This is a genomic window from Streptomyces sp. CB00455 (genome assembly GCF_001905445.1).
In the GTDB taxonomy this organism is placed as follows: domain Bacteria; phylum Actinomycetota; class Actinomycetes; order Streptomycetales; family Streptomycetaceae; genus Streptomyces.
Genome location: NZ_LIVQ01000009.1, coordinates 52,962 through 78,931, shown reverse-complemented (window position 1 = coordinate 78,931; position 25,970 = coordinate 52,962). Strand labels below are relative to the sequence as shown.

The window sequence follows — 25,970 nt, the reverse complement described above, 5'->3', positions numbered from 1 at the left end:
CCGTCGTCAACGCGGCGTGTCGTCGCCGTCCCGATCATCGTAGGCGGAGGTGCCCGCGTCGAGCAGGGGCCCCTGCTCCTTCATGTGCGCGGGGGCGAAGTACCGCAGCGTGTGATAGCCGGTGATCACCACGATCGTGCCGAGCGCGATCCCGCCGAGTTCGAAGCTGTCGGTGATGTCCAGCTTGACCCCGCCGATGCCGATGATGATGCCCGCCGCGGCCGGTACCAGGTTCAGCGGATTGCGCAGGTCCACTCCGCCGTTGATCCAGATCTGCGCGCCGAGCAGGCCAATCATGCCGTACAGGATGACGGTGATGCCGCCGAGCACCCCGCCGGGGATCGCGGCGACGACCGCGCCGAACTTGGGGCACAGGCCGAAGAGCAGCGCGAAACCCGCCGCGGCCCAGTACGCCGCCGTGGAGTAGACCCGCGTCGCCGCCATGACGCCGATGTTCTCGGAGTACGTGGTGTTCGGCGGGCCGCCGACCGCCGTGGAGAGCATCGAGGCGGCGCCGTCCGCCGCGATGGCGGTGCCGAGCTTGTCGTCCAGGGAGTCCCCGGTCATCTCGCCGACGGCCTTGATGTGGCCGGCGTTCTCGGCGATCAGCGCGATCACCACGGGCAGGGCGGTCAGGATCGCCGTCCACTCGAAGGACGGGGCGTGGAAGGCGGGCAGCCCGACCCAGTCCGCCCCGGCCACCCCGGAGAGGTCCAGACGCCAGTGGTCCACGGCCTGCGCCCCGCCCGCCGGGGAGTGGATCTTCCCAAAGACCAGGTCGAGGACCCAGGACAGCGCGTACCCGAAGATCAGCCCCAGGAAGATCGCGATCCGAGACCAGAAGCCGGGCAGGCACACCACCGCGAGACCGGTGAACGCCATCACCAGCAGTGCCGTCCACTGGTCCTGCGGCCAGTACGTCGAAGCCGTCACCGGCGCCAGGTTGAAACCGATCAGCATCACGACCGCGCCCGTCACCACCGGCGGCATCGCCGCGTGGATGATCCGCGCACCGAAGCGCTGGACGGCGACGCCCGCCAGGAACAGCGCCACGCCGACGACGAAGACGGCGCCGGTCACGACCGCGCTGTCACCGCCCGAGGCGCGGATCGCCGCCGCGACGCCGACGAAGGAGAGCGAGCAGCCCAGGTACGAGGGGACCCGACCGCGCGTCGCCAAGAGGAAGATCACCGTCGCGACGCCGGACATCATGATGGCCAGGTTCGGGTCCAGGCCCATCAGGACCGGAGCGACGAAGCTCGCGCCGAACATCGCGACGACGTGCTGGGCGCCGAGCCCCGCGGTCCGCGGCCACGAGAGCCGTTCGTCCGGCCGCACCACCGCGCCGGGAGCGGGCGTCCGCCCGTCTCCGTGCAGGGTCCAGCGCACGCCGAGGCCCATGTCCCACCACTTTCCGTTCCACCGTCTGATCGAGCGTCCGGGCCGCACCGCGGCCAGCGATATGTTACGGGCGGATTCCGGCAGTTTCGTCCCGGTTGACCTTGGAGGCCCCGGGCGCTGCCGGCTTCTGCCGCAGTACGGCGGCCCCCGCCACCAGAGCGAACGCCAGCAAGGTCACCAAGCCGAAGGAGACCACGAGCGACGTCGCGTCCGCCACCGCACCGATCGCCGACGGGGCGATCAGTCCCGATGTGTACGTGATCGTCGCGACGCCCGCGATGGCCTGCGCCGGCTCCGGCCCGCTGCGCGCGGCGGCCGCGAAGGCCAGCGGCACCACCACCGCGATGCCGAGCCCCAGCAGTCCGAACCCGGCCATGGCCGCCACCGGATGGCCGGCCGTGACCACGAGCAGCCCGCCCCCGGTCGCCAGTACGCCCCCCGCCCGGACGGTTCCCACGGCTCCGAACCGGTCCACCACCCGGTCCCCGACCAGCCGGACCGCCGTCATGGTCAGGGCGAACGCGGTGGTGGAGGCGGCGGCCAGACCGGCGTCCGTGTCCAGCACGTCCCGCAGGTACACCGCCGACCAGTCCATGCTCGCGCCCTCCGCGAACACCGCGCAGAACCCGATCGCGCCGATGAGCAGCGCCGACCTGGGAGGCAGGGCGAAGTGGGCCGGCGCCTGCGCGCCGTCGGCGGCCTTCAGGTCGAGCACTCCGCGCGCGGCCACCAGGCCCGCCGCCGTGAGGGCCAGCGCGGCCGCCAGGTGGTGCAGCCGGGCGTCGGCCCCCGCGTGCGCGGCGACCGTGCCGGCGGCCGAGCCGAGCAGTGCGCCCATGCTCCACATGCCGTGCAGCGAGGACATGATCGAACGGCCCAGCCGGTTCTCGGTCTCGACGCCCAGCGCGTTCATCGCCACGTCCGCCATTCCGGAGGTGGCCCCGTAGGTGAAGAGCGCCAGGCAGAGGGCGGCCAGGTTCGGCGCCAGGCTCGGCAGGACGAGGGACAGGGTCCAGAGCGCCAACAGCGCCCGCAGGGCGGTGCGGGCGCCGAAGCGGTGGTTGATCCGGCCCGCCAGCGGCATGGCGAGCGCCGCGCCGAGGGCGGGGAAGGCGAGCGCCACCCCCAGGGTGCCCGCGCCCAGCCCGGCATGGTCCTGGATCCAGGGGATACGGGTGGCGAAGGAACCCGTGACCGCGCCATGGGTGCAGAAGACGGCCGCTATCGCGAAACGGGCATGGCGCAGGCGCGCCGGGCTGAGGTCGGTTTCCCCTGTCATGACAGATAAACTATCAGGGACCCTGCCTGATGGTTGGCGGGCTCGACTTCCTAGGATGAGCACCGTGACTCCCGCCCGTACTCCGCTGCCGTCCCCGGCCTCACCCAGTACCGCACGCGCCATCAACGACCGCCTGGCCCTCCAACTGCTCCAGGAAGCCGGGCCGCTGACAGCCACCCAGCTCAAGACCCGGACCGGCCTCTCCCGCCCCTCCGTCGCCGACCTCGTCGAGCGGCTCACCGCAGCCGGGCTGATCGAGGTCGTCGGGGAATCCGGCGAACAGCGGCGCGGCCCCAACGCCAAGCTGTACGGGATCGTCGCCCGCCGCGCCCACCTCGCGGCCCTGGACGTGCGGACCGACAGCGTCACCGCCGTCGTCACCGACCTCCTCGGCCACCCCCTGGCCGAGACGGCACTGCCCGTCGGGGCCCCTGAGCAGGCGGTGTCGGCGCTGCTGCACGCCGCCCGGGAGGCGGGCGCCGGGCCGCTGCACACCGTTGTCGTCGGCGCCCCCGGTCTCGTCGACCCGGCCACCGGCGAACTCCGGGGCAACAGCGGCCTGCCGGCCTGGCACCGGGACCTGGTCGCCGCCCTGCGCCGGAGCCTGCCCGCCGACGTGGTCGTCGAGAACGAGACCAACCTGGCCGCCCTGGCCGAACAACGCCTGGGAGTCGCCCGCGACCTGGACTCCTTCGTCCTCCTGTGGCTCGGCGCGGGGGTGGGCGCGGCCGTGGTCCTGGACGGCCGGCTGCGCCGGGGCGCATCCGGCGGGGCGGGCGAGATCGGTTTCCTCCCGGTGCCGGGCACCGGCGGCCTGCCCTCGGCCACCGACTGCGGGGGCGGCTTCCACGCTCTGGTCGGCCGGGAAGCCGTGCTGGCGCTGGCGCGCGACCACGGCTTCCCGGGCCGGGCGGAGGAGGCGGTGGCGGGGGCCGCGGGGGAGCCCTTCCTCGGAGCCCTGGCCGAGCGCCTGGCCCTGGGCGCGGCGGCGGTCGCCTCGGTCCTGGACCCGGGATGCGTGGTCCTGGCGGGTGAACTGGGCCGCGCGGGCGGCCCCGCCCTGGCCGCCCGGGTCTCCCACCGCCTGGCCACCCTGACCCCCCTCCCGACACAGGTCCGCGCCACCACCCTGGGCGACCCGGCGGTCCTGTCGGGAGCCCGTCTGGCGGCACGCGAGGCGGCGCAGGAGGTGCTGTTCGGGGGGTAGGGGGCGGTACCTGGGGGGTGGGCGGGGTCTGTGCTGGTCGGGATCAGGGACAGTCGGGGTGGCTTCGGGGGCGGGGTCTGTGCTGCTCGGGAGCGGACGCTGGGGCGGGGGCTCCGGGGGCGGGAGCCGATGACTCGGTATCAGGGAAGGGTTGGGGGGTTCCCGTCAGTCTCATCGTCTCTCCGTGTCGGGCCGGGCCCTCAAGGGCGCTCCCTGCGGTCGCGTCGCTTCGCGATGTCGTTGCGCTCCACCCTTGACCGCCCGTCCCGCCCCGGACATACGAAGACTGCCGGGAACCCCCCAAAGGAACGGGCCGGGGGACAGAGAGGCATACGGGGAGATCAGAGAGCGGACTGTCCGCTTCGGCGGGCATGTTCCGGCCCGGGCCCGATAAGCAGGCACGCCCCGGGTCGGGGGGCGCATCAGTTCGCTACACGCTTGCTCTCAGCTCAGCGACTGCCACTCGCTTGGGGCTGGGCATAAGCGTCACGGCCCGCCCACTGCCCTCACCTGTCCCTCATCGACCGCGACAGCGGGTAGTTGGGAGCAGGAAAAGCAGAGGAAAGGGGCCGCTAGGCCCCGGAGAGGGCCTGGGAGGGGTGGGAGGGGCATTTGAGCGCCCTTCGGGCGGCTCAGCGAGCCCTGCCGGAGCCTGGCGTTGAACTTTTCAATGTCACACTCCACCAACCGGCTTTCCCGGCCCCAACCAGGCATCAAACAGGTCTAAACCACCCAAAGTCGCTCCGTCCCGGAGACCGGTCGGCGGCAAGGGCCAGGGGCTGCTGGAAGGGCCACCCCTGGAACGGGGCGTGCGGACGCTACCGTCCGGTGTAGGTGAACTCGTCGGCCGGGCTGGTGGGAGAGGTGGCGTGGCCGACCGTCACGGTGAGGTTCACCGTCTGGTGGTCGTCGAGCTGACCGGGCGCGGTTGCGGTGATCTGTCCGGTGGAGACGAACGTGACCGAATCGGATGCCTTGTCCTTGAAGTGCACGGTGGCGCCATCGGCGAAACCCGAGCCGCTGATGGTGACCAGGGTGCCCGCCTTTCCGCTGGTCGGGCTGACGGCACTGACCACCACAGGTGCGGGTCCGCCATAGGCGAACTGCCCCGTCGCGACAGCCGGGGAGGTGCCGAGGGTGTTGGTGACGCGGACGTGGACGACGCCGGTTCCGTCGGGGACCTTGGCGGTGATCCTGCTGTCGGAGTCGATGTTGTGCGTGGGGCAGGCGAAGTGGCCGAAGTCGACCATGCTGTCCTTACTGAAACCGGAGCCCTTGATGGTCACCGTGGCGCCTGGTTCACCGAAGGTGGGGGTCACGTCGGTCACCACCGGTGCGGAAGGGACCGCAGGCGCTCCCACCAGGTCCAGGTAGGTGGAGTTGGCGTGCTGGAAGGCGACCTGGCCGAGGAAGTCCTGGGTGGTCTTGTTGACCAGGTTCTTGGCTAGGCTCGTGTAGCTGGTGTTCATCGGGCAGAGCGTGCCGGGCTGGACGTAGACGTTGCCCTTGGTGCGCTTGGAGATCGCCCCGATGAGCAGCTGCACTTCCTCGGTTGCCTGCGGTCCCGGGCTGGGGTACCAGCCGGCGGTGGTGTCGAGATCGGCCCACGCGTGCGGCACCAGGTCGTAGGCGTTGTTGTGGCGCTCGTCGATGACCCACGGCACGGAGTTGAAGTAGTCGACGAAGCTCTGTACGCCGGCGGTGGGAGCGGCATAGGTGATCACTGCGAACTTCGGCTGTTTCGGCCAGGTCTGTGCCTGCAGGTACGGCGCGAGCATGGTGGCGATGCAACCGCCCAGGCTGTGACCGGTCAGATAGACGGTCGGCTGCGGCGCGGAGGGCGCCGAGTTGAGTGCGGCGGTGAGCGCCTGGGTGAGCGTGACGTTCGGGGAGGGGGAGGCGATCGAGCGGGCGTTGACAACCTGTTTGAACGCATCCATCGCCCCCTTGGAAACGGCGATGGGCTTCGGCGATCCGCTTTCGGGGAACGGGACGACTGTGCCGACATCGAGGTCCTCAAGGATGTCGGTCACATCGGCGTCCGTTCCGCGAGCGACCACGGCGAACTCGTTCGAGCCGTTGGTGCTCTGTGCGATGTAGGCCATATTCGCGTTGGCCTCGCTCAGCGCGAGCCACACCAGCCTCCACCCGCCCTGCGTCGCAAGGCCGGGATCGTTCAGTTGCGCGTTGATGCCGGTGATGATTCGTTCGGTCTGTTGTTGCAGGGTTTCCCCGGACGGACGCGGGGTGGCCCCGGTGGCTGCAAGGGCAGCCAGGGTCATGGTCACCTGGGCGGTTGTCGGATCGGGTGCCATCGTCGTTCCTGCTCCTCGGATGTCTTGCCGGTGCGGAGGCGGGGTGGCCTTTCGGCAGCATCAGGGCAGATCTGTGCCGAACCGGCCGGCAGAATGGATCGCACACAATCAGACCTCCCCTCTGCGTTGTCCGGTGCGTTTCGTGCCTGCAGGTTGGCCAGGTTCACCTTGTTGGCCGTTCGGCGTACGTGTGTGCGGTTCGCCGAGCCCGGTGCGCAGCGCGGTCGCCAGAGCTGCGGTGTCTGCGGCCAGGCCCCGGGGCGGCGGACCATGCGACGATGCCGTCGGGGCGGATGAGCGCGGCCGAGAGATCGCCGCGGTCGACAGGCGCTTCCGCCATCCGGCCGCATCCTCGAAGCGGGGCACAGGTCTCCCCAGTGATCACAGAACGTCGCAACTGCCTGATCACCGAGACCTGTGCCCGTACTGTTGCCGAGGTCCCCGACCGCGCCTATCCGCGCGACCTCTTATGCCCGGCCCCAAGCACGTGGCAGCCGCCAAACAGGAGACGTGTGTAGGAATCTGTGGCGGCTTATGCCCGGCCACGAGCAGGTGGCAGCCGCTATGCAGGAGAACTGTGTAGCGATCTGATGCGCCCCCCGACCCGGGGCGTGCCTGCTTATCGGGCCCGGGCTGGAACATGGCCGCCGAAGCGGGCAGTCCGCTCTCTGATCTCCCCGAATGTCTCTCTGTCCCCCGGCCCGTTCCTTTGGGGGGTTCCCGGCAGTCTTCGTATGTCCGGGGCGGGACGGGCGGTCAAGGGTGGAGCGCAGCGACATCGCGAAGCGACGCGACCGCAGGGAGCGCCCTTGAGGGCCCGGCCCGACACGGAGAGACGATGAGACTGACGGGAAACCCCCAACCCTTCCCCGACGCCGACCGGCACAGACCCCGCCCCCCGAAGCCACCCCGCCCCCTACCGCCCCCGCCCCGCCAGATATTCCGCGAACGTCACGTGGCCCGACGAGTGGGACGGGGTCAGGTTGCCTCCCCGGCGGAAGCCCGCGTACGCCTTGCCCCACAGCGGCAGGGGGACCACCCGGCGGCGGCGGCCCGTCGCCGACAGGTAGGCGCGGCCCAGCTCCTGGAGGGTGCGGATCTGCGGGCCGCCCATGTCGGGGACCCGGCCCGACGGAGTCGGGACCGCCAGTTCCGCCAGGCGGTCCGCCACCTCCTCCACGGCGATCGGCTGCACCCGGACCCCGGCCGGCAGCGGCACGAGCGGCAGCCTGGCCGCCATCCCCACCACCTGCGCCACCAGGTCGTGGAACTGGGTCGTGCGCAGGATCGTCACGCCCAGCCCGGACGCCTCCAGCAGCTGCTCCACCTTGCGCTTCGACTCGTAATAGCCGAAGGGGACCACGTCGACCCCGACAATGGAGATGTAGACGAGGTTCCCGACGGTCCCCGCTCGCCGGGCCGCGTCGATGAGGCGCTCCGCGGCCGCCTCGTCGCCCCCGCGCGGGCTGCTCGCGCAGTGCACGACCACCTCCGCGCCCGCCATCGCGGCGTCCAGCCCCTTGCCGTCCCGCAGGTCCACCGGGTGGTCGGGGGCGTGCCGGCTCAGGACGCGGACCTCGTGGCCCGCGTCCCGCAGCCGGGTGACGACCTGCCCGCCCAGGTTCCCCGTGCCGCCGGTGACCAGGATGGTGCTCATGATGTCCGTTCCTTCCGTGGAGAGATGCGCTCACCAGCGGAGACCGGACAGCACTCAGGAATGTGACAACTGCCTTCGGAGGAACGCCAGCTTCTCCGGGTTGACCACCGCCTGCACACCGCTGACCAGCCCGTTGTCGAACTGGACCAGGAGGACCGCCGTGTCGCCGAAGAGCAGCGCGGGCGCCCCGTTGACCTCGGCGACGCCGACGGGCAGACCCGCCGCGTACTTCCCCAGCGCCCCGATGACGAAGCGGGCCACCTTGTCCCGGCCCAGGATCGGCCGCCGGGCCGCGCCGACCACGCCGCCGCCGTCCGCCACGTACCGCACGTCCGCCGCCAGCAGGCCCTCCAGCCGGGTCAGGTCGCCCGTGCGCGCCGCCGACAGGAAGGTGTCCACCAAACTCCGCCACCGCTCGGGCTCCGGCTGGAAGCGAGGCTCCCGGGCGGCCCCGCCGTCCCGGCCGGTCCCGCCCTCCTGGTCCGCGCCGCCCTTGCCGTCCCCGGCGGTCTCCTGGCCCGCCGCCACCCGCGCCGCCGCCCGCCGGTAGAGCTGGCGGCAGTTGGGCTCGGAGAGGTCCAGGAGCGCGGCGATGTCCCGGTGACCGTAGGCGAAGGCCTCCCTCAGCACGTACACCGCCCGCTCCACGGGCGTGAGCTGCTCCAGCAGCACCAGCAGCGCCATGGACACGCTGTCGCGCTGCTGCGCCGACTCCATCGGTCCCAGGGCGCCGCCTCCGGTGAGGACCGGCTCGGGGAGCCAGGCGCCGACGTACTCCTCGCGCCGGGCCCGGGCCGAGGTGAGGTGGGTGAGGCACAGGCGGGTGACGACCTTGGCGAGCCATGCCCCCGGGTGCTCGATCGCACCCCGGTCGGCGGAGCTCCAGCGCAGGTATGCCTCCTGGACGGTGTCCTCGGCCTCGGCCGCGGAGCCGAGCATCCGGTAGGCGATGCCGAACATCCGGGGCCGGTGTTCCTCGAAGTCCGCTGCCGGCGCGGTGACGTGGGTACTCACCGCAGAATCGTACGAGGGACATGCACGGAGGGCACGTGCGCTCGCTGACCTGCGCGCCCTCACGTGCGAGGGAACACGTGCGAGCGAACACGTGTGAGGGAGGACGTGTGAGGGAGGACGGGCGAAGGACCCGGTGGCCGCCGGGCCACCGGGTCCTCGCGTTCATCGGCCTTCGGCCGGGGGCGTCCTCAGTCTCCGCCCGCCGGTGTCAGCAGGCGCCCTGGTCCTTCCAGACGCCCCATTCGCCCGTGGTGCCGGGCTCCTCGTTCTGCGTCCACCACTGGGCCTTCCAGGTGTGGCCCTTGTGCGAGACCGCGTTGCCGCTGTTGTAGACCTGGCCCGCGACGTACGGCGCAGCGCTGCACGCGCCGCCCGTCGGCGGCGGGGTCGTGGGAGGCTGAGTGGTCGGCGGGGTCGTCGGCGGCGGCGTCGTGGGCGGTGTGGTCGCGCCGCCCGGCTCCACCACGGTCGTGCCGCGGGCCAGGTCGCCGACGATGGCGTACGTCCGGCCCCCGAAATTCACCGTCCAGTTGGACGGGGTCGAGGTCGGCAGGTAGTAGACGAAGTCCAGCTCGACCGAGGCGCCCGGCGCCAGCGACTGCCAGGCCGGCAGCTTGAGCGACACGCGGTGGTAGTCGCCCTTCAGCCCGCCCACGTTGCTGCCCGTGTGGTCGCTGCGGATGATCGTGGTGTTCCAGCCGGACTGGTCCTTGGCGTTGGCCGGCGCGGAGGCCGAGTAGTCGAACTGGAACTCCGTGCCGCCCGGCAGTGTCGCCGCGGTGTTGTTGGTGATCTTCAGCTTCGGGCTGATCGGGTAGTTGGAGTCGCCGAGCGGGAACTGCCCGAACTCCGCGTCCACTTTGATCGCCTCGGTCGGCACGGCGGTCGTGGCACGCTTGGCGCCGTACGGGGAGGCCGACTTGAACTTCTGGTACATCGCGTCGGTGAGGGTGGAGCCCATCTCGTACTGGCCCTTGGCGGCGTTGTACGCGTAGTCGCCCGCGAGCTCCCACACCATGGTGCCGCCGATGCCCTTGTTCACCACGTAGTCGGCCTTGGCGTTGACCGACTGCTCGTCCTCCGTGGAGAGGAAGACCTTCTTCTGGGCGTTCCACAGCCACGGCGCCACCAGGGTGGAGTCGTACTTGCGGGCGTAGGTGCCGGTCAGTGTGGTGTTCGCCGGGAAGCCGTACGAGGTGACGTAGTCGCCGACGACGCCCTTCTCCAGGTTCTTGGCGTGCCACATCGGGTTGGAGCCCGCCGGGGACTCGGCGCCGTTGGTGTCCTTGTCGTGCCACAGGTTGTCGATGCCGACGGCGCCGTCACCGCACTTGGTCAGGCCCGCGCCGGCCGGGCAGGTGGTCGCGGGTGCCTTGCCCCACAGCCCGTCGGTGCCGCCCTGCACGTTCTTGAAGCCGCGGGTGTAGTACGGCAGGCCCATGTTGATGCGGCCCGACGGCATGGAGCCGCGGAAGTAGTGGTAGGCCCAGTCGGAGTTCAGGTAGCCGATGCCGCCGTACTGGGAGGTGGAGTAGACGCCGGCGGCGGCCAGTTCGCCGTCCTTGCCGTCGTCGAAGAGCGAGGCGTTGGGGCCGACGTATTCGTTCCAGGCGCCGTGCAGGTCGTAGGACATGATGTTGACGTAGTCCAGGTACTTCTGCATCTGGAACGTCTCCATGCCCCGCAGCAGGTAGCCGGAGGAGGGGGCGGCCACGGAGAGCAGGTAGTGCTTGCCGTCGGCGGCGCCCGCGCGGTCGAGCTTCTCGCGCAGCGACTTCATCAGGGCCGCGTAGCCTTTGACGAGACCGGCGCGGCGGGCGTTGGAGAGCTGCCAGTCGAGCGGATTGCCCGCGTCCTTCATGGTCGTCGGGTACTCGTAGTCGATGTCGACGCCGTTGAAGCCGTACTTCCGGATGAAGTCGACCGAGGAGTTTGCGAAGGTGTCGATGCCCGCCTGGTTGACCGAGCCGTCGGCGTTGGTGGCCATCGAGTAGAAGCCGCCGGAGGCGACGCGGTTGCCGTCGTCCCCGAAGTAGCCGCCGGTCTCCGCCCAGCCGCCGACCGAGATCAGTGTCTTGACGCCGGGGTACTGCTTCTTGAACTTGGTCAGCTGGTTGAAGTGGCCCTTGTAGGGGAGGGCCGGATCCATCTCGGCGCCCGCCACGCCCGGCCAGGTCATCCCCGTGGCGGCGTTGTTCGCGTTGTCCGCGCCGACCGAGATCTTGTTGTCGGCGCCCACGTGGGCAAAGGCGTAGTTCAGGTGGGTCACCTTGGACCACGGGATGTTGCCGGCGAGGTAGGCGGGGGTGCCGTCCTTGCCGGTGCGCCAGCCGGTGAAGTATCCGATGACGCGGCGCTGGTGGTCCGCGCCCATCTTCTCGCGGCCTTCGGAGTCGTAGACAGAGCAGTACGGGACGTCGACACCGGCGGTCTTGTACAGCCCGTCGGGGCGACAGCTCTCGTGGTCGGCGGCGTGTGAGACGCCCGTCGAGAGCCCTGCGACCAGCAGTCCGGCGATTGCGGCGCCGGATGCCAGGAGCATCGCTCTCGTACGTGTGGGGGACGGCATGATGCCTCCTGGGGAGGGGAGGATGGCAGGACACGGCAGGGCACGGCGTGGAGCAACGTGACGTGGGAAAAGGCGTGTTGGCCCGTGTGGTGCGCACATCTGACGGGCCGTTCCCGGGAAGATGAAGGGAACGTTAAGAGGACTAGACCACCGCGTCAATAGGTCTGGACCAACCGCGGTCCGGCGGGGCAGGGTGTCGCTGCCGATCTTCATGGTGTGATCCAGGCCACACCACTTCACCCGCATGGCCGTCGATCGCCCATGGCAAACTGGTACCAGTACCAGTAGCAGCGCACTCCGGGGTCGGTGTAATTCCGAACCGGCGGTTATAGTCCGCGACCCGTCCGCAGCCAGCGGCCGGTTGACCAGGTGAGATTCCTGGACCGACGGTTAAAGTCCGGATGGGAGGCAGTGCGCGGCGGGCCAGTCGCAGGTACGCCGCCGTCGGCGGTTCGTCGGCGCATCCTTGCGGATGTGCCGGATCGGACCGTTTTCCGGCCTCGGCGCCCCCGCGTGAGCTGTACCGCTTCATCTGTCGTATCCCGACAGGCCCCGGAGTCCGTTGCCCGATGAGGCAGGAGGACCCGGTGGCGGACCACGCCGAGCACGAAGAGCGCCATGCCGACGCAGCAGCGCGCGCCATGCGCCGAGCCGTCGAGCTCGCCGCCCGCGGCCTTGGCTCCACCAGCCCCAACCCGGTCGTCGGCTGCGTCATCACCGACCCGGCGGGCACCATCGTCGGCGAGGGCTGGCACCAGCGCGCCGGCGGCCCCCACGCCGAAGTCCACGCCCTGGCCGCGGCAGGCCGGGCCGCCCGCGGCGGCACCGCCTACGTCACCCTGGAACCCTGCAACCACACCGGACGCACCGGTCCCTGCGCCCAGGCCCTCCTCGACGCCGGTATCACCCGCGTCGTCTACGCCGTCCCCGACCCCGACCCGCAGGCCAGCGGCGGCGCCGCCACCCTGCGCGCCGCCGGAATCGAGACCGAGGGCGGCTTCCTGCAGGCCGAGGCCGAGGCGGGCAACGCCGCCTGGCTGACCTCCGTACGCCTGGGCCGCCCCCACGTGACCTGGAAGTACGCCGCCACCCTGGACGGCCGCAGCGCCGCCGCCGACGGCACCAGCCGCTGGATCACCTCCCCGCAATCCCGCGCGGACGTCCACCGGCTGCGCGCCGAGGCCGACGCCGTCCTCGTGGGCGGCGGCACCCTGCGCGCCGACGACCCGCACCTCGCCATCCGCGGCATCGAGGGAGCCACCCAGCCCCTGCGCGTCGCCCTCGACACGCACGCCGCGCTCCCGCCCGCGGCCCGCGTCCTCGACGACGCGGCGCCCACCCTGCTCGTCGTCGGCGAGGACGCGGACACCCGGCACCTGCCCGGCGTCGAGCTGCTCCGGATGCCCCTGCACGACGGCCGCATCCCCGTCCCCGGCCTGCTCACGCACCTGTACGACCGCGGAGTGCGCTCCCTCCTCCTCGAAGGCGGCCCCACCCTGGCCGGCGCCTTCCTCGCGGCCGGAGCCGTCGACCGCGTCGTCGCCTACCTCGCCCCCGCCCTCCTCGGCTCCGGCCCCCCGGCCCTCGCCGACGCCGGCGTCACCACCATCGCCGACGCGCTCCGCCTGGAGATCACCGAAGCCGTCCGCGTCGGCACCGACCTGCGCATCACCGCCGTCCCCACCACCGCCCCCAAGGAGCACTGAAGTGTTCACCGGAATCGTCGAAGAACTGGGCGAGGTCGCCGCCGTCGAGCAGCTGGCGCAAGCCTCCCGCTTCCGCCTGCGCGGCCCCCTCGTCACCGAGGGTGCCAAGCACGGCGACTCCATCGCCGTCAACGGCGTCTGCCTGACCGTCGTGGAGAGCGCCGACGGCGAATTCACCGCCGACGTGATGCAGGAGACCCTCGACCGCTCCAGCCTCGGCGCCCTCGTCAAGGGCTCCCGGGTCAACCTGGAGCGCCCGATGGCCCTCGGCGGACGGCTCGGCGGCCACCTGGTCCAGGGGCACGTGGACGGCACCGGCGAGATCCTCTCGCGGACCCCCTCCGAACACTGGGAGATCGTCAAGGTCGCCCTCCCCGCGAACCTCGCCCGCTACGTCGTGGAGAAGGGCTCCATCACGGTCGACGGCGTCAGCCTCACCGTGGTCGAGGCCGCCGCCGACTGGTTCACCGTCAGCCTCATCCCCACGACCCTCGCGCTGACCACGCTCGGCACCAAGCGGAGCGGCGACCCGGTCAACCTGGAGGTCGACGTCCTCGCCAAGTACGTCGAACGCCTGCTGGCGGCCGGCGTCGACCCGCTGCACACCGAAGGGGACCACCAGTGAGCGCCCTGACCTGGCTCAACGCCGAAGCCTTCAGCGTCTTCGGCCAGACGGTCATCTGGTCCGACATGATCGGCAACCTGATGGGCCTGGCCGCCCTCGCCCTCGGCTGGCGCCGCTCCATATGGACCTGGCCCGCCCAGCTCCTCTCCGGCCTGATCCTCATCGCCGCCTACGCCTCCGCCCACCTCTCCGGCGGCGTCGGCAAGCAGCTCCTGGTCATCGGCGTGGCCGTCTGGGGCTGGCGCGCCTGGCAGCGCGGCCGGCAGCAGGCCCAGGACGGCTCCCTCGCCGTACGCACCGCCACCTGGAAGGAGCGCGGACTGCTCCTCGCCGCAGCGGCGGCCGGCACCCTCGCCGTCGGCGGCCTCTTCACGCTCTTCCCGAACCTGTCGTGGAGCCCGTGGGCCGACGCCTACATCTTCGTCGGCACCATCGTCGCGATGGTCGCCCAGGCCCGCGGCCTCGTCGAGTTCTGGTTCGCCTGGCTCCTCGTCGACCTCGTCGGCGTCCCGCTCGCCTTCACCAACGGACTGGTCTTCTCCGGCCTCGTCTACGTCGTCTACTTCGCCCTCGTGCTGTGGGGCGCCCACGACTGGTACCAGCGTTCGCGCACCACCCCCGCCCCGGCCCTGGAAGGAGCAACGGCATGACCAGCCTCAAGCCCGTGCCCGACATCCCCGAAGAGACCTTCCGCCTCGACCCCGTCGAGCAGGCCGTCCGCGACATCGCGGCGGGCCGGCCCGTCGTCGTCGTCGACGACGAGGACCGCGAGAACGAGGGCGACCTCGTCATCGCCGCCGAGAAGGCCACCCCCGAGATCATTGCCTTCATGATGAGCGAGTGCCGCGGCCTGATCTGCGCCCCGATGGAGGGCCCCGAGCTGGACCGCCTCGAACTCCCCCAGATGGTCCAGAACAACACCGAGTCGATGAAGACCGCCTTCACCGTCTCCGTCGACGCGAGCGGCGCCCACGGCGTCACCACCGGCATCTCCGCCGCAGACCGCGCCACCACCCTGCGACTCCTGGCCGCGGGCGACTGCGAACCCTGCGACTTCGTACGCCCCGGACACGTCTTCCCGCTGCGCGCCAAGCCCGGCGGCGTCCTGGTCCGCAACGGCCACACCGAGGCCGCCGTCGACCTCGCCCGCCTCGCGGGCCTGCGCCCGGCCGGCGCGATCGTGGAGATCGCCGGTGAGGACGGCGTCATGCTGCGCCTGCCCGAGCTGATCCCCTTCGCCCGCAAGCACGGCCTGACGATCATCTCCATCGAGGACCTGATCGCCTACCGCCGCTCCGCCGAACCGACCGTACGCCGCGAGGCCGAGGTCAGCCTGCCCACCGCCTTCGGCGACTTCACCGCCTACGGCTACCGCTCCACCGTCGACGGGGTCGAGCACGTCGCCCTCGTCCACGGCGAGATCGGCGACGGCGAGGAGGTCCTGGTCCGGATGCACTCCGAGTGCCTGACCGGCGACATCTTCCAGTCCCAGCGCTGCGACTGCGGCCCCCAGCTGCACGCCTCCATGCAGCGGATCAAGGACGCCGGCCGCGGCGTCGTCGTCTACCTGCGCGGCCACGAGGGCCGCGGCATCGGACTGCTGTCCAAGCTGCGCGCCTACGAACTCCAGGAGCGCGGCCGCGACACCCTCGACGCCAACCTGGAGCTGGGCCTGCCCGCCGACGCCCGCGACTACGGGGCCGGCGCCCAGATCGTCGCCGACCTGGGCCTGCGCAGCGTCCGCCTGATGACCAACAACCCCGAGAAGGCCGCCGCCCTCGTACGGCACGGCATCACCGTCTCCGGCCGGGAGGCGATGCCCGTCGAGGCCGGCGAGCACAACCTGCACTACCTGCGCACCAAGCGGGACCGGATGGGCCACGACCTGCCCTGGCTGGACGCGGCCGCGCCCGTCTCCGCCTGCGGCAACCAGTAGCCGCGGCCCCCGCGACCCGTACCAAACCCCCCGTACGTCCCGCACTTCGCGGACGTCCGGAACAGAACACCTCCGTACACCCACGAACCACCGAGGAGCAGAGCTGTGAGCGGCAAGGGCGCACCCGAACTGAGCGTGAAGAACTGCGGAGACCTGCGCGTCGCCGTCATCGCGGCCCAGTGGCACGAGAAGGTCATGGACGGACTGGTCGACGGCGCCCTGCGGGCCCTGCACGAGCTGGGCATCGACGAGCCCACCGTGCTGCGCGTCCCCGGCAGCTTCGAGCTCCCCGTCGTGGCGAAGGTACTGGCCGGGCGCGGATACGATGCCATCGTCGCCCTCGGCGTGGTCATCCGGGGCGGCACCCCGCACTTCGAATACGTCTGCCAGGGAGTCACCCAGGGCCTGGTGCAGGTATCGATCGACACCGGAGTCCCCGTCGGCTTCGGCGTACTGACCTGCGACAACGACGAGCAGGCGCTGGACCGCGCCGGGCTCGAGGGGTCCAACGAGGACAAGGGGCACGAAGCGGTCACCGCCGCCGTCTCCACCGCCATGACCCTGCGCACCGTCAGCGAACCCTGGCGCCAGTAGGCAGCGCGGGACCCCTTATTCTGAGGACCATCATGGCGAACAAACCCCCCAAGACCTTCGAGGAGCTCTTCACCGAGCTCCAGCTCAAGGCCGCCACCGGCGACCCCAGCACGTCCCGCACCGCCGAGCTCGTCGGCAAGGGCGTCCATGCCATCGGCAAGAAGGTCGTCGAGGAGGCCGCCGAGGTCTGGATGGCCGCCGAGTACGAGGGCAAGGAAGCCGCCGCCGAGGAGATCTCCCAGCTGCTCTACCACGTCCAGGTGATGATGGTGGCGCGCGGGATCTCCCTCGACGACGTCTACGCCCACCTCTGACCCCAGGCACGTGCACCCGACCGATTCCCGCAATCCACGCACCCGAGGAAGCCCCATGCTGCGCATCGCCGTCCCCAACAAGGGTTCACTCTCCGGACCGGCGTCGGCGATGCTCCATGAGGCCGGCTACCGGATGCGCAAGGAGTCCAAGGAGCTCGTGGTCGTCGACCCCGAGAACGAGGTCGAGTTCTTCTACCTCCGCCCCAAGGACATCGCGATCTACGTCTCCTCGGGCCGGCTCGACATCGGCATCACCGGCCGCGACCTGCTGCTCGACTCGGGTGCCAGCGCCGAGGAGATCCTGCCGCTGAACTTCGGCCGGTCCACCTTCCGCTACGCCACCCTGCCCGGCACGGCGAAGGGCCCCGAGGACTTCACCGGGATGACCATCGCGACCTCGTACGAGGGAATCGTCGCCAAGCACCTCGCCGAGAAGGGCATCGACGCCTCCGTCGTCCACCTCGACGGAGCGGTGGAGACCGCCATCCAGCTCGGCGTCGCCCAGATCATCGCGGACGTCGTCGAGACCGGCACCAGCCTGCGCAACGCCGGCCTGGAGGTCATCGGCGAGCCGATCCTCACCTCCGAGGCCGTCGTCGTGCGAGGCAACTCCTCCGACCCCGACGACCCGCGGGCCCAGCAGTTCCTGCGCCGCCTCCAGGGCGTCCTGGTGGCCCGCAGCTACGTGATGATGGACTACGACTGCCGCGCCGAGCACCTGGAGCGGGCGGTCGCCCTCACCCCGGGCCTGGAGTCGCCGACCGTCTCCCCGCTGCACAACGAGGGCTGGGTCGCCGTCCGCGCCATGGTCCCCGCCAGGGAAGCGCAGCGGATCATGGACGACCTGTACGAGCTCGGCGCGCGCGCGATCCTCACCACCTCGATCCACGCCTGCCGACTCTGAGGGACTCCCTCCCGCCGGCCCGCACGACCACTCCAGAAGGCACCGCACGATGACCGAGCCCGCCGCCCAGTCCGCACCGCCCGCCCTCCCGGTCACCTTCCGGCCGACCCGGACCCGGGCCGTCCTGCTGGGCGTGGGGCTCGCCATGTTCGTCACCATCACGGCGATCGCGTTCCTCCTGGAGACCCTCAGCGCGGGGGAGCGGGCCAGCTTCGTCTTCACCGCCGTCCTGCTGAGCTCCGTCCTCGTCCTGCTCAGCCGCCCCAAGGTGGTTGCGGACGAGGCGGGGGTCACCGTCGTGAACCTCACCACCACCCGCCGCCTGGAGTGGGCGCAGATCCTGCGCGTCAACCTCCGCCCGGGTGACCCGTGGGTGTTCCTGGACCTCAGCGACGGCACCAGCCTGCCCGCCCTCGGCATCCAGCCCGGGATCGCCAAGGCGCAGGCGATCGGCGACGCCCGCGCCCTGCGCGCGCTGGCCGACGCCCGCGGAACCGGCGCGAACGAGCACTGAGCGCGCCGAGCCCCATGGCCGCGTACCGTTGCGGCCGCGATCTCAATGACTACCCTGGTGGGCGGGGCGCAACCCTGCGACCTCCCACCTGCCCCGGGACCCCCGGGGGCCGTGGACACCCTGCGACTCGAGGAGTGACTCCCTCCAGCAATGGACGGATCGTCCGGTAATACCCGCGCCGCCCTCCCCATGGAGGCGGCGGCATGACCATCCCGCTACTCCTGCTCGTGGCGGCATTCGTTCTGATCCTCGCCAACGGATTCTTCGTGGCAGCCGAATTCGGGCTCGTCACCGTGGAGAAGCCGGAGGCGGAACGCGCCGCAGCCGAAGGTGACCGCCGTGCCCGCACGGTGGTCAGGGCCCTGCGGGAGCTGTCCTTCCAGCTCTCCGGCACCCAGCTCGGCATCACCATCACCTCCCTCGTGGTCGGCATGCTCGCCGAGCCCGCCCTCGCCGCACTGCTGGCCGGGCCGCTCACCGCGACCGGCCTCCCCGAGGGAGCCGCCTCCGGCGTCTCCGTGGTCATCGGGATGCTGCTCGCCTCCGCCGTCCAGATGGTCGTCGGCGAGCTCGTCCCGAAGAACTGGGCGGTCTCCCGGCCGCTCCAGGTGGCCCGCTTCGTCGCCGGTCCCCAGCACGCCTTCTCCCGGGCGTTCCGGCCGGTCATCGCCGGCCTGAACGCCGTCGCCAACCGCCTCGTACGGGCGCTCGGCGTGGAGCCGACCGAGGAGATGGCCTCCGCCCGCACCCCCGGCGAACTGGTCTCCCTGGTCCGCCATTCGGCCCGGGCCGGCGCCCTCGAACAGGACACCGCCGACCTCTTCGTACGGACCCTCTCGCTGGGCGAGCTCACGGCCCAGCACGTCATGACGCCCCGGGTGAAGGTCAGCGCCCTGATGCACACGGCCACCGCCGCCGACGTGCTCAACCTGACCCGCGCCACCGGCCTGTCCCGCTTCCCGGTCTACCGCGACCGCATCGACGAGATCACCGGCGTGGTCCACCTCAAGGACGCCCTCGCCGTGCCCGAGCCGGAGCGCGCCCGCACCACCGTGAGCCGGATCTGCGTCGCCCCGCTGCTGGTGCCCGGCTCCCTGCCGGTGCAGCCGCTGCTGGAACGGCTGCGCAGCGAACAGCCGATGGCCGTGGTCGTCGACGAGTACGGCGGCACGGCCGGCGTGGTCACCCTGGAGGACATCGTGGAGGAACTCGTCGGCGAGGTCCGCGACGAGCACGACCTCGCCGAGGACGACAGCCCCGAGCTGGCCGCCGTACCCGCCGAGGACGGCCGCCCCTCCTGGGAGGCCGACGGCAGCTGCCGGGTGCAGACCCTGCGCCGGATAGGCCTGGAAGTGCCCGAAGGCCCGTACGAGACCGTCGCGGGCCTCGTCGCCGACCTCCTCGGCCGGATCCCCGCCCCCGGCGACCGCGCGGAACTGCCCGGCTGGAAGCTGTCCGTCCGCCGGGTCGGCCGCAACCGCGCCGAGCGGGTGCGCCTGGTCCGGCTGGCCGCCGCGGTCCCCGCGGCCGCTCACGGGCCCGGCCGGAGCCCCCGGCAGCAGACGGCCGCCCCGGCCGGGATCGGGCACGGCCGCCCGCGCGACCGGGCCCGGCAGTCCTCCGAGCTGGAAGGGGCCGCCCGGTGAACGCGCTCCAGCTCCTCTTCGCGGTGCTGCTGGTCCTCGCCAACGGCTTCTTCGTCGGCGCCGAGTTCGCACTCGTCTCCGTACGGCGCAGCCAGATCGAGCCCCTGGCGGCCAGCTCCAAGCGGGCCCGCCAGGTGCTCCACGGCCTGGAGAACCTGCCCCGCATGATGGCCGCGGCGCAGTTCGGCATCACCGTGTGCTCGCTCACCCTCGGCGCGGTCGCCGAGCCCACCGTGGCCCGGCTGCTGGAGCCCCTCTTCCACGCCGTCCACGTGCCGCAGGGGCTGATCCACCCCCTCGGCTACGCGTTCGCGCTGGCCGCCGTGGTCTTCCTGCACCTGGTCATCGGCGAAATGCTCCCCAAGAACCTCGCCATGGCCGCCCCCGAGAAGACCGCCCTGTGGTTCAGCCCGGGGCTGGTGGCCTTCGCCCGCCTGTGCGGGCCGGTCACCACCGCCCTCGGCGCCTGCGCCACGCTCATTCTGCGGCTCTTCAAGGTCGAACCCAAGGACGAGGTCGAGGCCGTCTACACCAGCGCCCAGCTCGGCCGGCTGGTCGAGGACTCCCGGCAGGCCGGGCTCCTGGAGCCGGGGGAGCAGGAACGCTTGGAGGACGCACTGGAACTGGGCAGCCGCCCGGTCACCGACGTCCTCCTCGCCCGGGACCGCATCGTCACGGTCGCTCCCTCGGTCACCCCGCGCCAGATCGAGCAGCTGACGGTGCGCACCGGCTACTCCCGGTTCCCCGTCCGCGCCGACAGCGGCGCCTTCATGGGCTATCTGCACGTCAAGGACGTCCTGGACCTGGAGGAGCGGGAGCGGGCCGTACCCCAGCGGGTCTGGCGCCGGATGACCACCGTGTCCGCCACGCTCCCGCTGGACGACGCGCTCAGCGTCATGCGCCGGGACGCCACCCACCTCGCCCAGGTCGCCGACGCGGCCGGGCGGGTACTGGGCCTGGTCGCCATGGAGGACGTCCTGGAGATGCTGGTGGGCGAGGTCCGCGACCCCGCCCACCGGTCGTACGCGCGGGGCGCGTAGCGGGTCCGCCGTCCGGCGGGGCCGGAGCGCGCCCGGAGCCGTTCCGGCCCCCGGCGAGCGCCGCATCCGGCGGGGCCGGCGGGGCGGTGGCCGCGGGTCCCGCCCCGGCCACCGCACGGCCGCCGGCCGCTACAGCGGCGGCGGTTCCGGCCGTTCCTGCGGCCCCCGCCCCGACAGGACCTCCCCGTAGGCCTGCATCAGGTCCGGCAGCCGCAGCGTCGCCAGGTCGTCGCGCGACGGCTCGCCCGCGAAGCCCGCCAGCCGCAGGTCCCGGTAGGCGCAGCTCTTCTCGTACAGGGTGCGCAGGAAGCGGCCGTTGCCCAGCTCGTCGATCCAGCCCTGCTCCACCACGTGCCCGCTGATGCTGCGCAGCTCCTCCAGGGCCTCCTCGTCCCAGCGGTCCCCGTTCGCGTCCGCCAGCACCCCGCCGATCGCGGTCAGTTCCGGCGGCCGGTAGCTCGGGAAGTCGACCCGGGTGGTGAACCGCGAGGACAGCCCCGGATTGGCCGCCAGCAGCCGGTCCATCCCGGCCGGATAGCCCGCCAGGATCACCACCAGATGGTCCCGGTTGTCCTCGGCCCGCTTCAGCAGCACCTGCAGTGCCTCGTCCCCGTACGCGTCGCCCTTGCTGTAGCCCGAATTGGACAGGCTGTACGCCTCGTCGACGAACAGCACCCCGCCGATCGCCGAGTCGATCAGCTCGTTCGCCTTCACCGCGGTCTGCCCCAGGAACTCGCCCACCAGGTCGGCCCGCTGCGCCTCCACCAGGTGGTCGCCGCCCAGCAGGCCCAGCGCGTAGAAAACCCGGCCCAGGATCCGCGCCACCGTCGTCTTGCCCGTGCCGGAGGGTCCCGAGAACACGAAGTGCCGCTTCGGCGGCTGCACCGGCAACCCCTGCGTCGCCCGCAGCCGCGCCATGTGGAGCTGCGCCGAGAGCGCTTTCACCTGGCGCTTGACGGGCTCCAGTCCCACCATCCGCTCCAGCTCCGCCAGCGCCTCGGCGAGCGCCTGCGGATCGGCCGGTCCGGCCGGCAGCCCCTCGGGCGCGCTCTGCGGCGGGACGGACACCTTGCGCCGCACACCCTCCACCCGGCCGGCCGGGGGTGGCGGCGCGGCCGGCGGGTCGGGCTCCACCTGGCCGTCGGCCGCGATGTCCTGGACGGGCCCGCCGCCCAGCGCCACCGCCGCGAAGTCCCCGCCGGCCGGGGAGGGTCCGTGGCCGCCGTAACCGCCGAAGCCGGAGTAGCTCGCCAGGGCGGCCATGCCGTCGGCGTCGTCCCCGTCGGCGATGGCCGTCAGCCGGGCCGCCGTGTCCATGAAGGAGGGGTCCACCCGGTGCACGGCCCGGTACAGCGGCAGCGCCGCCGCGCTGCGTCCGGTCCCCTCGTGGGCCCGCGCCAGCCAGTAGCGCAGCTCCTTGCGCTGCGGCTGTTCGCTGCGACACCGCATCAGCGCCGCCGACAGCAGTGGTTCGGCCTGCCCGTACATCTCCAGGCGGACCCGGGCCATCCCGCCGAAGAGGCCCGCCTCGATGCCCAGCAGCGGATCGTCCACCAGCGGTTCGGTGTGCCGCACCAACTGCTCCCAGTCCTTGACCAGGTAGGCCCGGCAGGCGTGCAGGAAACGCACCTGGGGGTCGGTGTCGACCGGCGGCAGGGCGGCCAGGGCCTGGTCCAGCTCGGGGACGTGGCGACCGTCCAGCCAGTGCGAGGCGTGGGCCAGCAGCAGGTCCCGTCCGCTCTCCAGGACCGGCTGTACCCACCAGCCCAGCCAGTACCAGGAGTTCAGCGTCCGCCGGTGGCGTGCCCGCTGTTCGCCGAAGCGGTCCCGGTGCGCGTACATGCGCAATAACGCGTTGGTGGTGTCGACACGCAGCGCGTGCAGGCCCAGCCAGGCGTCGGCCATCGCGGGATCGAGCCGCACGGCCGCCCGGAACTCCTCCTCGGCCTGCGGATAGGCGCCCATGGTGCAGGCGTCGACCCCGCGCAGCCAGGCGAGTTCGGCCGGGGCGTGGCTGCTGCCCGGCGTGCCGAAATCCATCACGTCCCCCACAAGCCTGCCCCCGTGGTGCGCGGCAACCCCCGCTTCGATCACGCGAGTTGCCCGGTGCCCCGACTGGCGTCGCTGAAATCAGGGCTGCATCGTACCTGCGCTTTCGCACCTTACGTAGGGCGCGACCGGCCCGGTTCGGGGGTGCGCCCCCGGCGCCGCCGGTGACGCTGGGTGAAGTGAGGGGGCCGGGCCGGGGCGTGCTGCGGCGCCGTGGAGGCGGCCGCGGGGGCAGAACGAAGCCCCCGATCACGGGGGAACAATCGGGGGCTTCGTCTCCGCGGCGGCCGGTAACGGCCCCGCATCCAGAACGTAAGGCTGTCGCGGCCGTCCGGTCAAGCGGGTCGCAGGGCAGCCTCGGGGGGAGGTTTCCAGCCTCCCTCAGGCCCGGGGGAGTCCGTGACCCTCGGTGACGGAAGCGGCCGTCCGTGCGGTCGCACCCGCCCCGGAAGACCACTCGTATCCCGTACTGCTCTCATGCACCAGGGTGTCGGCGAAGGGGCGCGAAGGGTCGTCCGAGAAGTGCGCGCGCTCCGCGCACTCCCATCCGTCCCAGAAGTCGGAAAGTTCACGCCCGTCCCGGTTTCGCCCGCGCCCCCAGGACTCCTCGCGGGGCGTCTCCATCCACAGCAGCCGCGCCAGGTGCGGGCGCAGCGCCCGGCGTCCGGCTCCCACCCCTTCGACGAGGAGCACCGGCGCCGGGTCCAGCACCCGGTCCGGTCCGAAGCGGCGCTCCACCCAGTCGTACGGGGCCCAGTGCGCGGGGCGGCCGGCGGCCAGCGGCTCCAGGACCTGCGTGCGCAGCCGCTCCTGCCAGCCGAAGAGCTCCTGGTGGGTTGCGATGTCGTCCAGGTGCAGCACCGGTACGGGGAGGGCGGGGCGCCCCGCCGGCCGGGCCGGACCGGCCGATGGGCCGGATCCCGCCGCCCGGGCCGGGGCCAGCGGTCCCGCAGGCTCCGGCGCCCCGCCGGGACCCCGCGCGATGACCTCCCCCAGCGCCTCGGCGAGCCGCCCGGCGAAGGTGCTCTTCCCGGAGCCGGCATGGCCGTCGATCCCGATCAGCCGCACCGGGCCGAGCGAGGGCGGCAGCGCGGCGAGTTCCCGGGCGAGTGACGCAAGTGACTGGTGTGGCTCCACACCCGTCACCCTACGACCGGACCGGTCGTCACCCCCGACACGGGCCCCCGGCTTCGCCCCCGGGCCGCCGGGAAATGGAAGGGTGAGCCCGTCGAAGCACCCACCCACCCTGGGGGAAACCGCGATGACCGCACCCACACCGCGCAGGGCCGTCCTCGTCGCCGCACTCGCGGTCGCCACCGCGGCCGGCGCCGCCGGCGTCTGCGCCGCCGACGCCGCGGCCTCGGCCCCGTCCCGGCCCAGGGGCCCCGGGCGGACCGTCGACAACCGCTTCTGGTTCTCGTACGAGGACTGGCGGGCCGGCTCCCACCAGGGAACCACCGCGGTGGGCGGGGCCCGCCCGGGCTTGCGGATCGGGACCCCGGCCGGCCGCACCGAGTACGCCGACCCGCACACCGGCAGGAAGAGCACCTGGGAGTACGCCACCTGGACCTCCCCCGTGCACCGCTCCAGCGTGCCCGCCACCGAGGCCGTCGCCTCCTGGAACGCCCGCACCCCCGCCGGTACCTGGATCCAGATCGAACTGCGCGGCACCTACGGCGACGGCGCCGCCACCCCCTGGTACGTCATGGGCCGCTGGGCCTCCGGGGACGGCGACATCCGCCGCACCTCCGTGGACGGCCAGAGCGACGGCCGGTCCACCGTCTGGACCGACACCCTCGCCGTCGACGCCCCCGCGAGCGGCCTGCGCATCACCGACTGGCAGCTGCGCCTGACCCTGCACCGCAAGCCCGGCGCCGACGGCGGTCCCACCGTCCGGCTCGCCGGCGCCATGGCCTCCGACGTCCCGGACCGGTTCACCGTCCCCGCCTCCCGGCCCTCGGGCCGGGCCCACGAGCTGAAGGTGCCGAGGTACTCGCAGGAAGTCCACGTCGGCCGCTACCCCGAGTACGACAACGGCGGCGAGGCGTGGTGCAGCCCCACCTCCTCGCAGATGGTCATCGAGTACTGGGGCCGCCGGGCCGGCGACGAGGCCCTGGCCTGGGTCAATCCGGAGTACTCCGACCCCCAGGTGTGCCACGCCGCCCGCTCCACCTACGACGCCGCCTACAAGGGATGCGGCAACTGGCCCTTCAACGCCGCCTACGCCGCCACCTATCCCGAGCTCGCCGCCGTCGTCACCCGCCTGGCCTCCCTCTCCGACCTGGAGACCCTGGTCCGGGCCGGCATTCCCGCCATCACCTCCCAGTCCTTCCGCGCCGAGGAACTCACCGGCGCCGGCTACGGCACCGCGGGCCACCTGATGACGGTCATCGGTTTCACGGCCTCCGGGGACGTCATCGCCAACGACCCCAACTCTCCGGACGACTCCGCCGTGCGCCGCGTATACGACCGCCGGCAGTGGGAAGACATCTGGCTGCGCACCAAGCGCCACAACGCGGCCGGCAAGGTCGTCCCGGGTACGGGGGGCGTCTGCTACCTCTACGTCCCCTCCCGTCCCAGCCGGGGTCAGGTGGCGGCCCTGCGGTCCGTCGGAGTCCTGTGAGATCCAGAAAATCCACCTTTTGACCCGGCTGGTCGGATAGGCGGAACATAATGGGGTAAATGGCACATAAAGGCTTCTCCAAGGGAGGCGGCCAGAGATGACCACCCATTCCAGCATCGAGACCCACCCCGACCTCGCAGAGATGCGCACCCGGTTCGAGCGGGTGACCAGCACTCCCGCCGCACAGGCCGTGGAGGCACTGGCCCTGATCACGGGCCTGTACCTCGCGGCCTCGCCGTGGATCGCGGGATTCAGCGTCCTGACCCCGCTGGCCGTCAACAACCTGATCACCGGCCTGGCCTTCTGCCTGTGCATGGGCGGCCTCGGCTCGGCCTATGAGCGCACCCACGCCATGGCGTGGACCGCGGTCGTCCTCGGCGCGTGGACGATCGTCGCCCCGTGGGTCATCGCCGGCGAGATGGACACGACCCGCACGGTGGTCAACAACGTGATCACCGGCGCCATGGCCCTGTGCCTCGGCCTTGCGATGGCTGCCATGGCCAACCGCTCCACCAAGAACCCCGCCCGCGACTCCCGTATGCGCGCCTCCCGCATCTGACCGCATTCCGGGAGGATC

The 25,970-nt window shown here is 72.0% G+C and carries 21 protein-coding genes and 1 riboswitch; of the genes, 13 read left to right on the top strand and 8 right to left on the bottom strand.

The window, feature by feature from the left end:
* Positions 1–6: 6 nt before the first annotated feature.
* A complete protein-coding gene (locus tag AMK16_RS28770) occupies positions 7–1,401 on the bottom strand; it encodes a uracil-xanthine permease family protein (protein ID WP_073920250.1) in 1,395 nt (464 codons plus the stop codon).
* A gap of 64 nt (positions 1,402–1,465) precedes the next feature.
* The gene (locus AMK16_RS28765; protein ID WP_073920249.1) at positions 1,466–2,680 is read right to left on the bottom strand and encodes an MFS transporter; all 1,215 of its coding nucleotides are present in this window, start codon (positions 2,678–2,680) and stop codon (positions 1,466–1,468) included.
* A gap of 55 nt (positions 2,681–2,735) precedes the next feature.
* Between AMK16_RS28765 and AMK16_RS28760 the strand changes: the two genes are divergently transcribed.
* The gene (locus AMK16_RS28760) at positions 2,736–3,887 is read left to right on the top strand and encodes an ROK family transcriptional regulator (protein WP_073920248.1); all 1,152 of its coding nucleotides are present in this window, start codon (positions 2,736–2,738) and stop codon (positions 3,885–3,887) included.
* Positions 3,888–4,705: 818 nt separating this feature from the next.
* Here AMK16_RS28760 and AMK16_RS28755 read toward each other — a convergent pair.
* The 4 genes from AMK16_RS28755 to AMK16_RS28740 all read right to left on the bottom strand — a co-directional run bounded on the left by AMK16_RS28755 (position 4,706) and on the right by AMK16_RS28740 (position 11,442).
* Positions 4,706–6,202, bottom strand: a complete 1,497-nt coding sequence (locus AMK16_RS28755; RefSeq protein WP_073920247.1) for an IPT/TIG domain-containing protein — start codon at positions 6,200–6,202, stop codon at positions 4,706–4,708.
* A 916-nt stretch (positions 6,203–7,118) separates the two neighbouring features.
* Positions 7,119–7,859: an SDR family oxidoreductase gene (locus AMK16_RS28750; protein ID WP_073920246.1), complete on the bottom strand. Its 741-nt coding sequence runs from the start codon at positions 7,857–7,859 to the stop codon at positions 7,119–7,121.
* Positions 7,860–7,913: 54 nt separating this feature from the next.
* A complete protein-coding gene (locus AMK16_RS28745) occupies positions 7,914–8,873 on the bottom strand; it encodes a sigma-70 family RNA polymerase sigma factor (protein ID WP_274535392.1) in 960 nt (319 codons plus the stop codon).
* A gap of 208 nt (positions 8,874–9,081) precedes the next feature.
* The gene (locus tag AMK16_RS28740; protein ID WP_073920244.1) at positions 9,082–11,442 is read right to left on the bottom strand and encodes a chitinase C-terminal domain-containing protein; all 2,361 of its coding nucleotides are present in this window, start codon (positions 11,440–11,442) and stop codon (positions 9,082–9,084) included.
* A gap of 288 nt (positions 11,443–11,730) precedes the next feature.
* Positions 11,731–11,861: riboswitch (FMN riboswitch) on the top strand.
* 150 nt (positions 11,862–12,011) lie between these two features.
* On the opposite strand from AMK16_RS28740, the gene ribD reads away from it, so the two are divergent.
* The 10 genes from ribD (at position 12,012) to AMK16_RS28690 (ending at position 20,721) form a co-directional block, all read left to right on the top strand.
* On the top strand, positions 12,012–13,148 hold the full coding sequence (gene ribD / locus AMK16_RS28735; RefSeq protein WP_073920243.1) for a bifunctional diaminohydroxyphosphoribosylaminopyrimidine deaminase/5-amino-6-(5-phosphoribosylamino)uracil reductase RibD: 1,137 nt from the start codon (positions 12,012–12,014) through the stop codon (positions 13,146–13,148).
* A gap of 1 nt (position 13,149) precedes the next feature.
* Entirely contained in the window at positions 13,150–13,773 is a 624-nt protein-coding gene (locus AMK16_RS28730; RefSeq protein WP_073920242.1) for a riboflavin synthase, read from the top strand.
* Complete coding sequence (locus AMK16_RS28725) at positions 13,770–14,423, top strand: nicotinamide mononucleotide transporter family protein (RefSeq protein ID WP_073920241.1); 654 nt, start codon at positions 13,770–13,772, stop codon at positions 14,421–14,423. The genes AMK16_RS28730 and AMK16_RS28725 overlap by 4 nt, the downstream gene beginning before the upstream one ends.
* Positions 14,420–15,709 (top strand): bifunctional 3,4-dihydroxy-2-butanone-4-phosphate synthase/GTP cyclohydrolase II, encoded by a 1,290-nt coding sequence (locus AMK16_RS28720; RefSeq protein WP_073920240.1) that lies wholly within the window; start codon positions 14,420–14,422, stop codon positions 15,707–15,709. The genes AMK16_RS28725 and AMK16_RS28720 overlap by 4 nt, the downstream gene beginning before the upstream one ends.
* Before the next feature lie 105 nt (positions 15,710–15,814).
* A complete protein-coding gene (gene ribH, locus AMK16_RS28715; RefSeq protein ID WP_073920239.1) occupies positions 15,815–16,303 on the top strand; it encodes a 6,7-dimethyl-8-ribityllumazine synthase in 489 nt (162 codons plus the stop codon).
* A 32-nt stretch (positions 16,304–16,335) separates the two neighbouring features.
* Positions 16,336–16,617, top strand: a complete 282-nt coding sequence (locus AMK16_RS28710; protein ID WP_073920238.1) for a phosphoribosyl-ATP diphosphatase — start codon at positions 16,336–16,338, stop codon at positions 16,615–16,617.
* Positions 16,618–16,672: 55 nt separating this feature from the next.
* Entirely contained in the window at positions 16,673–17,521 is an 849-nt protein-coding gene (gene hisG / locus AMK16_RS28705) for an ATP phosphoribosyltransferase (protein ID WP_073920237.1), read from the top strand.
* A 49-nt stretch (positions 17,522–17,570) separates the two neighbouring features.
* On the top strand, positions 17,571–18,035 hold the full coding sequence (locus AMK16_RS28700) for a PH domain-containing protein (RefSeq protein ID WP_073920236.1): 465 nt from the start codon (positions 17,571–17,573) through the stop codon (positions 18,033–18,035).
* Positions 18,036–18,238: 203 nt separating this feature from the next.
* A complete protein-coding gene (locus AMK16_RS28695) occupies positions 18,239–19,681 on the top strand; it encodes a hemolysin family protein (RefSeq protein WP_242438979.1) in 1,443 nt (480 codons plus the stop codon).
* Complete coding sequence (locus AMK16_RS28690) at positions 19,678–20,721, top strand: hemolysin family protein (RefSeq protein ID WP_073920235.1); 1,044 nt, start codon at positions 19,678–19,680, stop codon at positions 20,719–20,721. Before AMK16_RS28695 ends, AMK16_RS28690 begins: the two co-directional genes overlap by 4 nt.
* 129 nt (positions 20,722–20,850) lie before the next feature.
* Here the strand turns inward: AMK16_RS28690 and AMK16_RS28685 are convergent, their stop codons facing one another.
* Together AMK16_RS28685 and AMK16_RS28680 are read right to left on the bottom strand one after the other, a co-directional pair.
* Positions 20,851–22,761, bottom strand: a complete 1,911-nt coding sequence (locus tag AMK16_RS28685; RefSeq protein WP_073920234.1) for an AAA family ATPase — start codon at positions 22,759–22,761, stop codon at positions 20,851–20,853.
* 390 nt (positions 22,762–23,151) lie between these two features.
* The gene (locus tag AMK16_RS28680) at positions 23,152–23,907 is read right to left on the bottom strand and encodes a uridine kinase family protein (protein WP_073920233.1); all 756 of its coding nucleotides are present in this window, start codon (positions 23,905–23,907) and stop codon (positions 23,152–23,154) included.
* Positions 23,908–24,031: 124 nt separating this feature from the next.
* On the opposite strand from AMK16_RS28680, the gene AMK16_RS28675 reads away from it, so the two are divergent.
* Together AMK16_RS28675 and AMK16_RS28670 are read left to right on the top strand one after the other, a co-directional pair.
* Positions 24,032–25,393 (top strand): peptidase C39 family protein, encoded by a 1,362-nt coding sequence (locus AMK16_RS28675; protein WP_073920232.1) that lies wholly within the window; start codon positions 24,032–24,034, stop codon positions 25,391–25,393.
* 97 nt (positions 25,394–25,490) lie between these two features.
* The gene (locus AMK16_RS28670; RefSeq protein WP_079191800.1) at positions 25,491–25,952 is read left to right on the top strand and encodes an SPW repeat protein; all 462 of its coding nucleotides are present in this window, start codon (positions 25,491–25,493) and stop codon (positions 25,950–25,952) included.
* Positions 25,953–25,970: the final 18 nt, after the last annotated feature.

Coding starts and splice junctions, on each gene's coding strand:
- AMK16_RS28770 (WP_073920250.1), bottom strand. CDS start 1,401: ATGGGCCTCGGCGTGCGCTGGACCCTGCACGGAGACGGGCGGACGCCC.
- AMK16_RS28685 (WP_073920234.1), bottom strand. CDS start 22,761: ATGGATTTCGGCACGCCGGGCAGCAGCCACGCCCCGGCCGAACTCGCC.
- AMK16_RS28720 (WP_073920240.1), top strand. CDS start 14,420: ATGACCAGCCTCAAGCCCGTGCCCGACATCCCCGAAGAGACCTTCCGC.
- AMK16_RS28765 (WP_073920249.1), bottom strand. CDS start 2,680: ATGACAGGGGAAACCGACCTCAGCCCGGCGCGCCTGCGCCATGCCCGT.
- AMK16_RS28710 (WP_073920238.1), top strand. CDS start 16,336: ATGGCGAACAAACCCCCCAAGACCTTCGAGGAGCTCTTCACCGAGCTC.
- AMK16_RS28670 (WP_079191800.1), top strand. CDS start 25,491: ATGACCACCCATTCCAGCATCGAGACCCACCCCGACCTCGCAGAGATG.
- AMK16_RS28695 (WP_242438979.1), top strand. CDS start 18,239: ATGACCATCCCGCTACTCCTGCTCGTGGCGGCATTCGTTCTGATCCTC.
- hisG (WP_073920237.1), top strand. CDS start 16,673: ATGCTGCGCATCGCCGTCCCCAACAAGGGTTCACTCTCCGGACCGGCG.
- AMK16_RS28750 (WP_073920246.1), bottom strand. CDS start 7,859: ATGAGCACCATCCTGGTCACCGGCGGCACGGGGAACCTGGGCGGGCAG.
- ribD (WP_073920243.1), top strand. CDS start 12,012: ATGAGGCAGGAGGACCCGGTGGCGGACCACGCCGAGCACGAAGAGCGC.
- AMK16_RS28700 (WP_073920236.1), top strand. CDS start 17,571: ATGACCGAGCCCGCCGCCCAGTCCGCACCGCCCGCCCTCCCGGTCACC.
- AMK16_RS28675 (WP_073920232.1), top strand. CDS start 24,032: ATGACCGCACCCACACCGCGCAGGGCCGTCCTCGTCGCCGCACTCGCG.
- AMK16_RS28760 (WP_073920248.1), top strand. CDS start 2,736: ATGAGCACCGTGACTCCCGCCCGTACTCCGCTGCCGTCCCCGGCCTCA.
- AMK16_RS28740 (WP_073920244.1), bottom strand. CDS start 11,442: ATGCCGTCCCCCACACGTACGAGAGCGATGCTCCTGGCATCCGGCGCC.
- AMK16_RS28755 (WP_073920247.1), bottom strand. CDS start 6,202: ATGGCACCCGATCCGACAACCGCCCAGGTGACCATGACCCTGGCTGCC.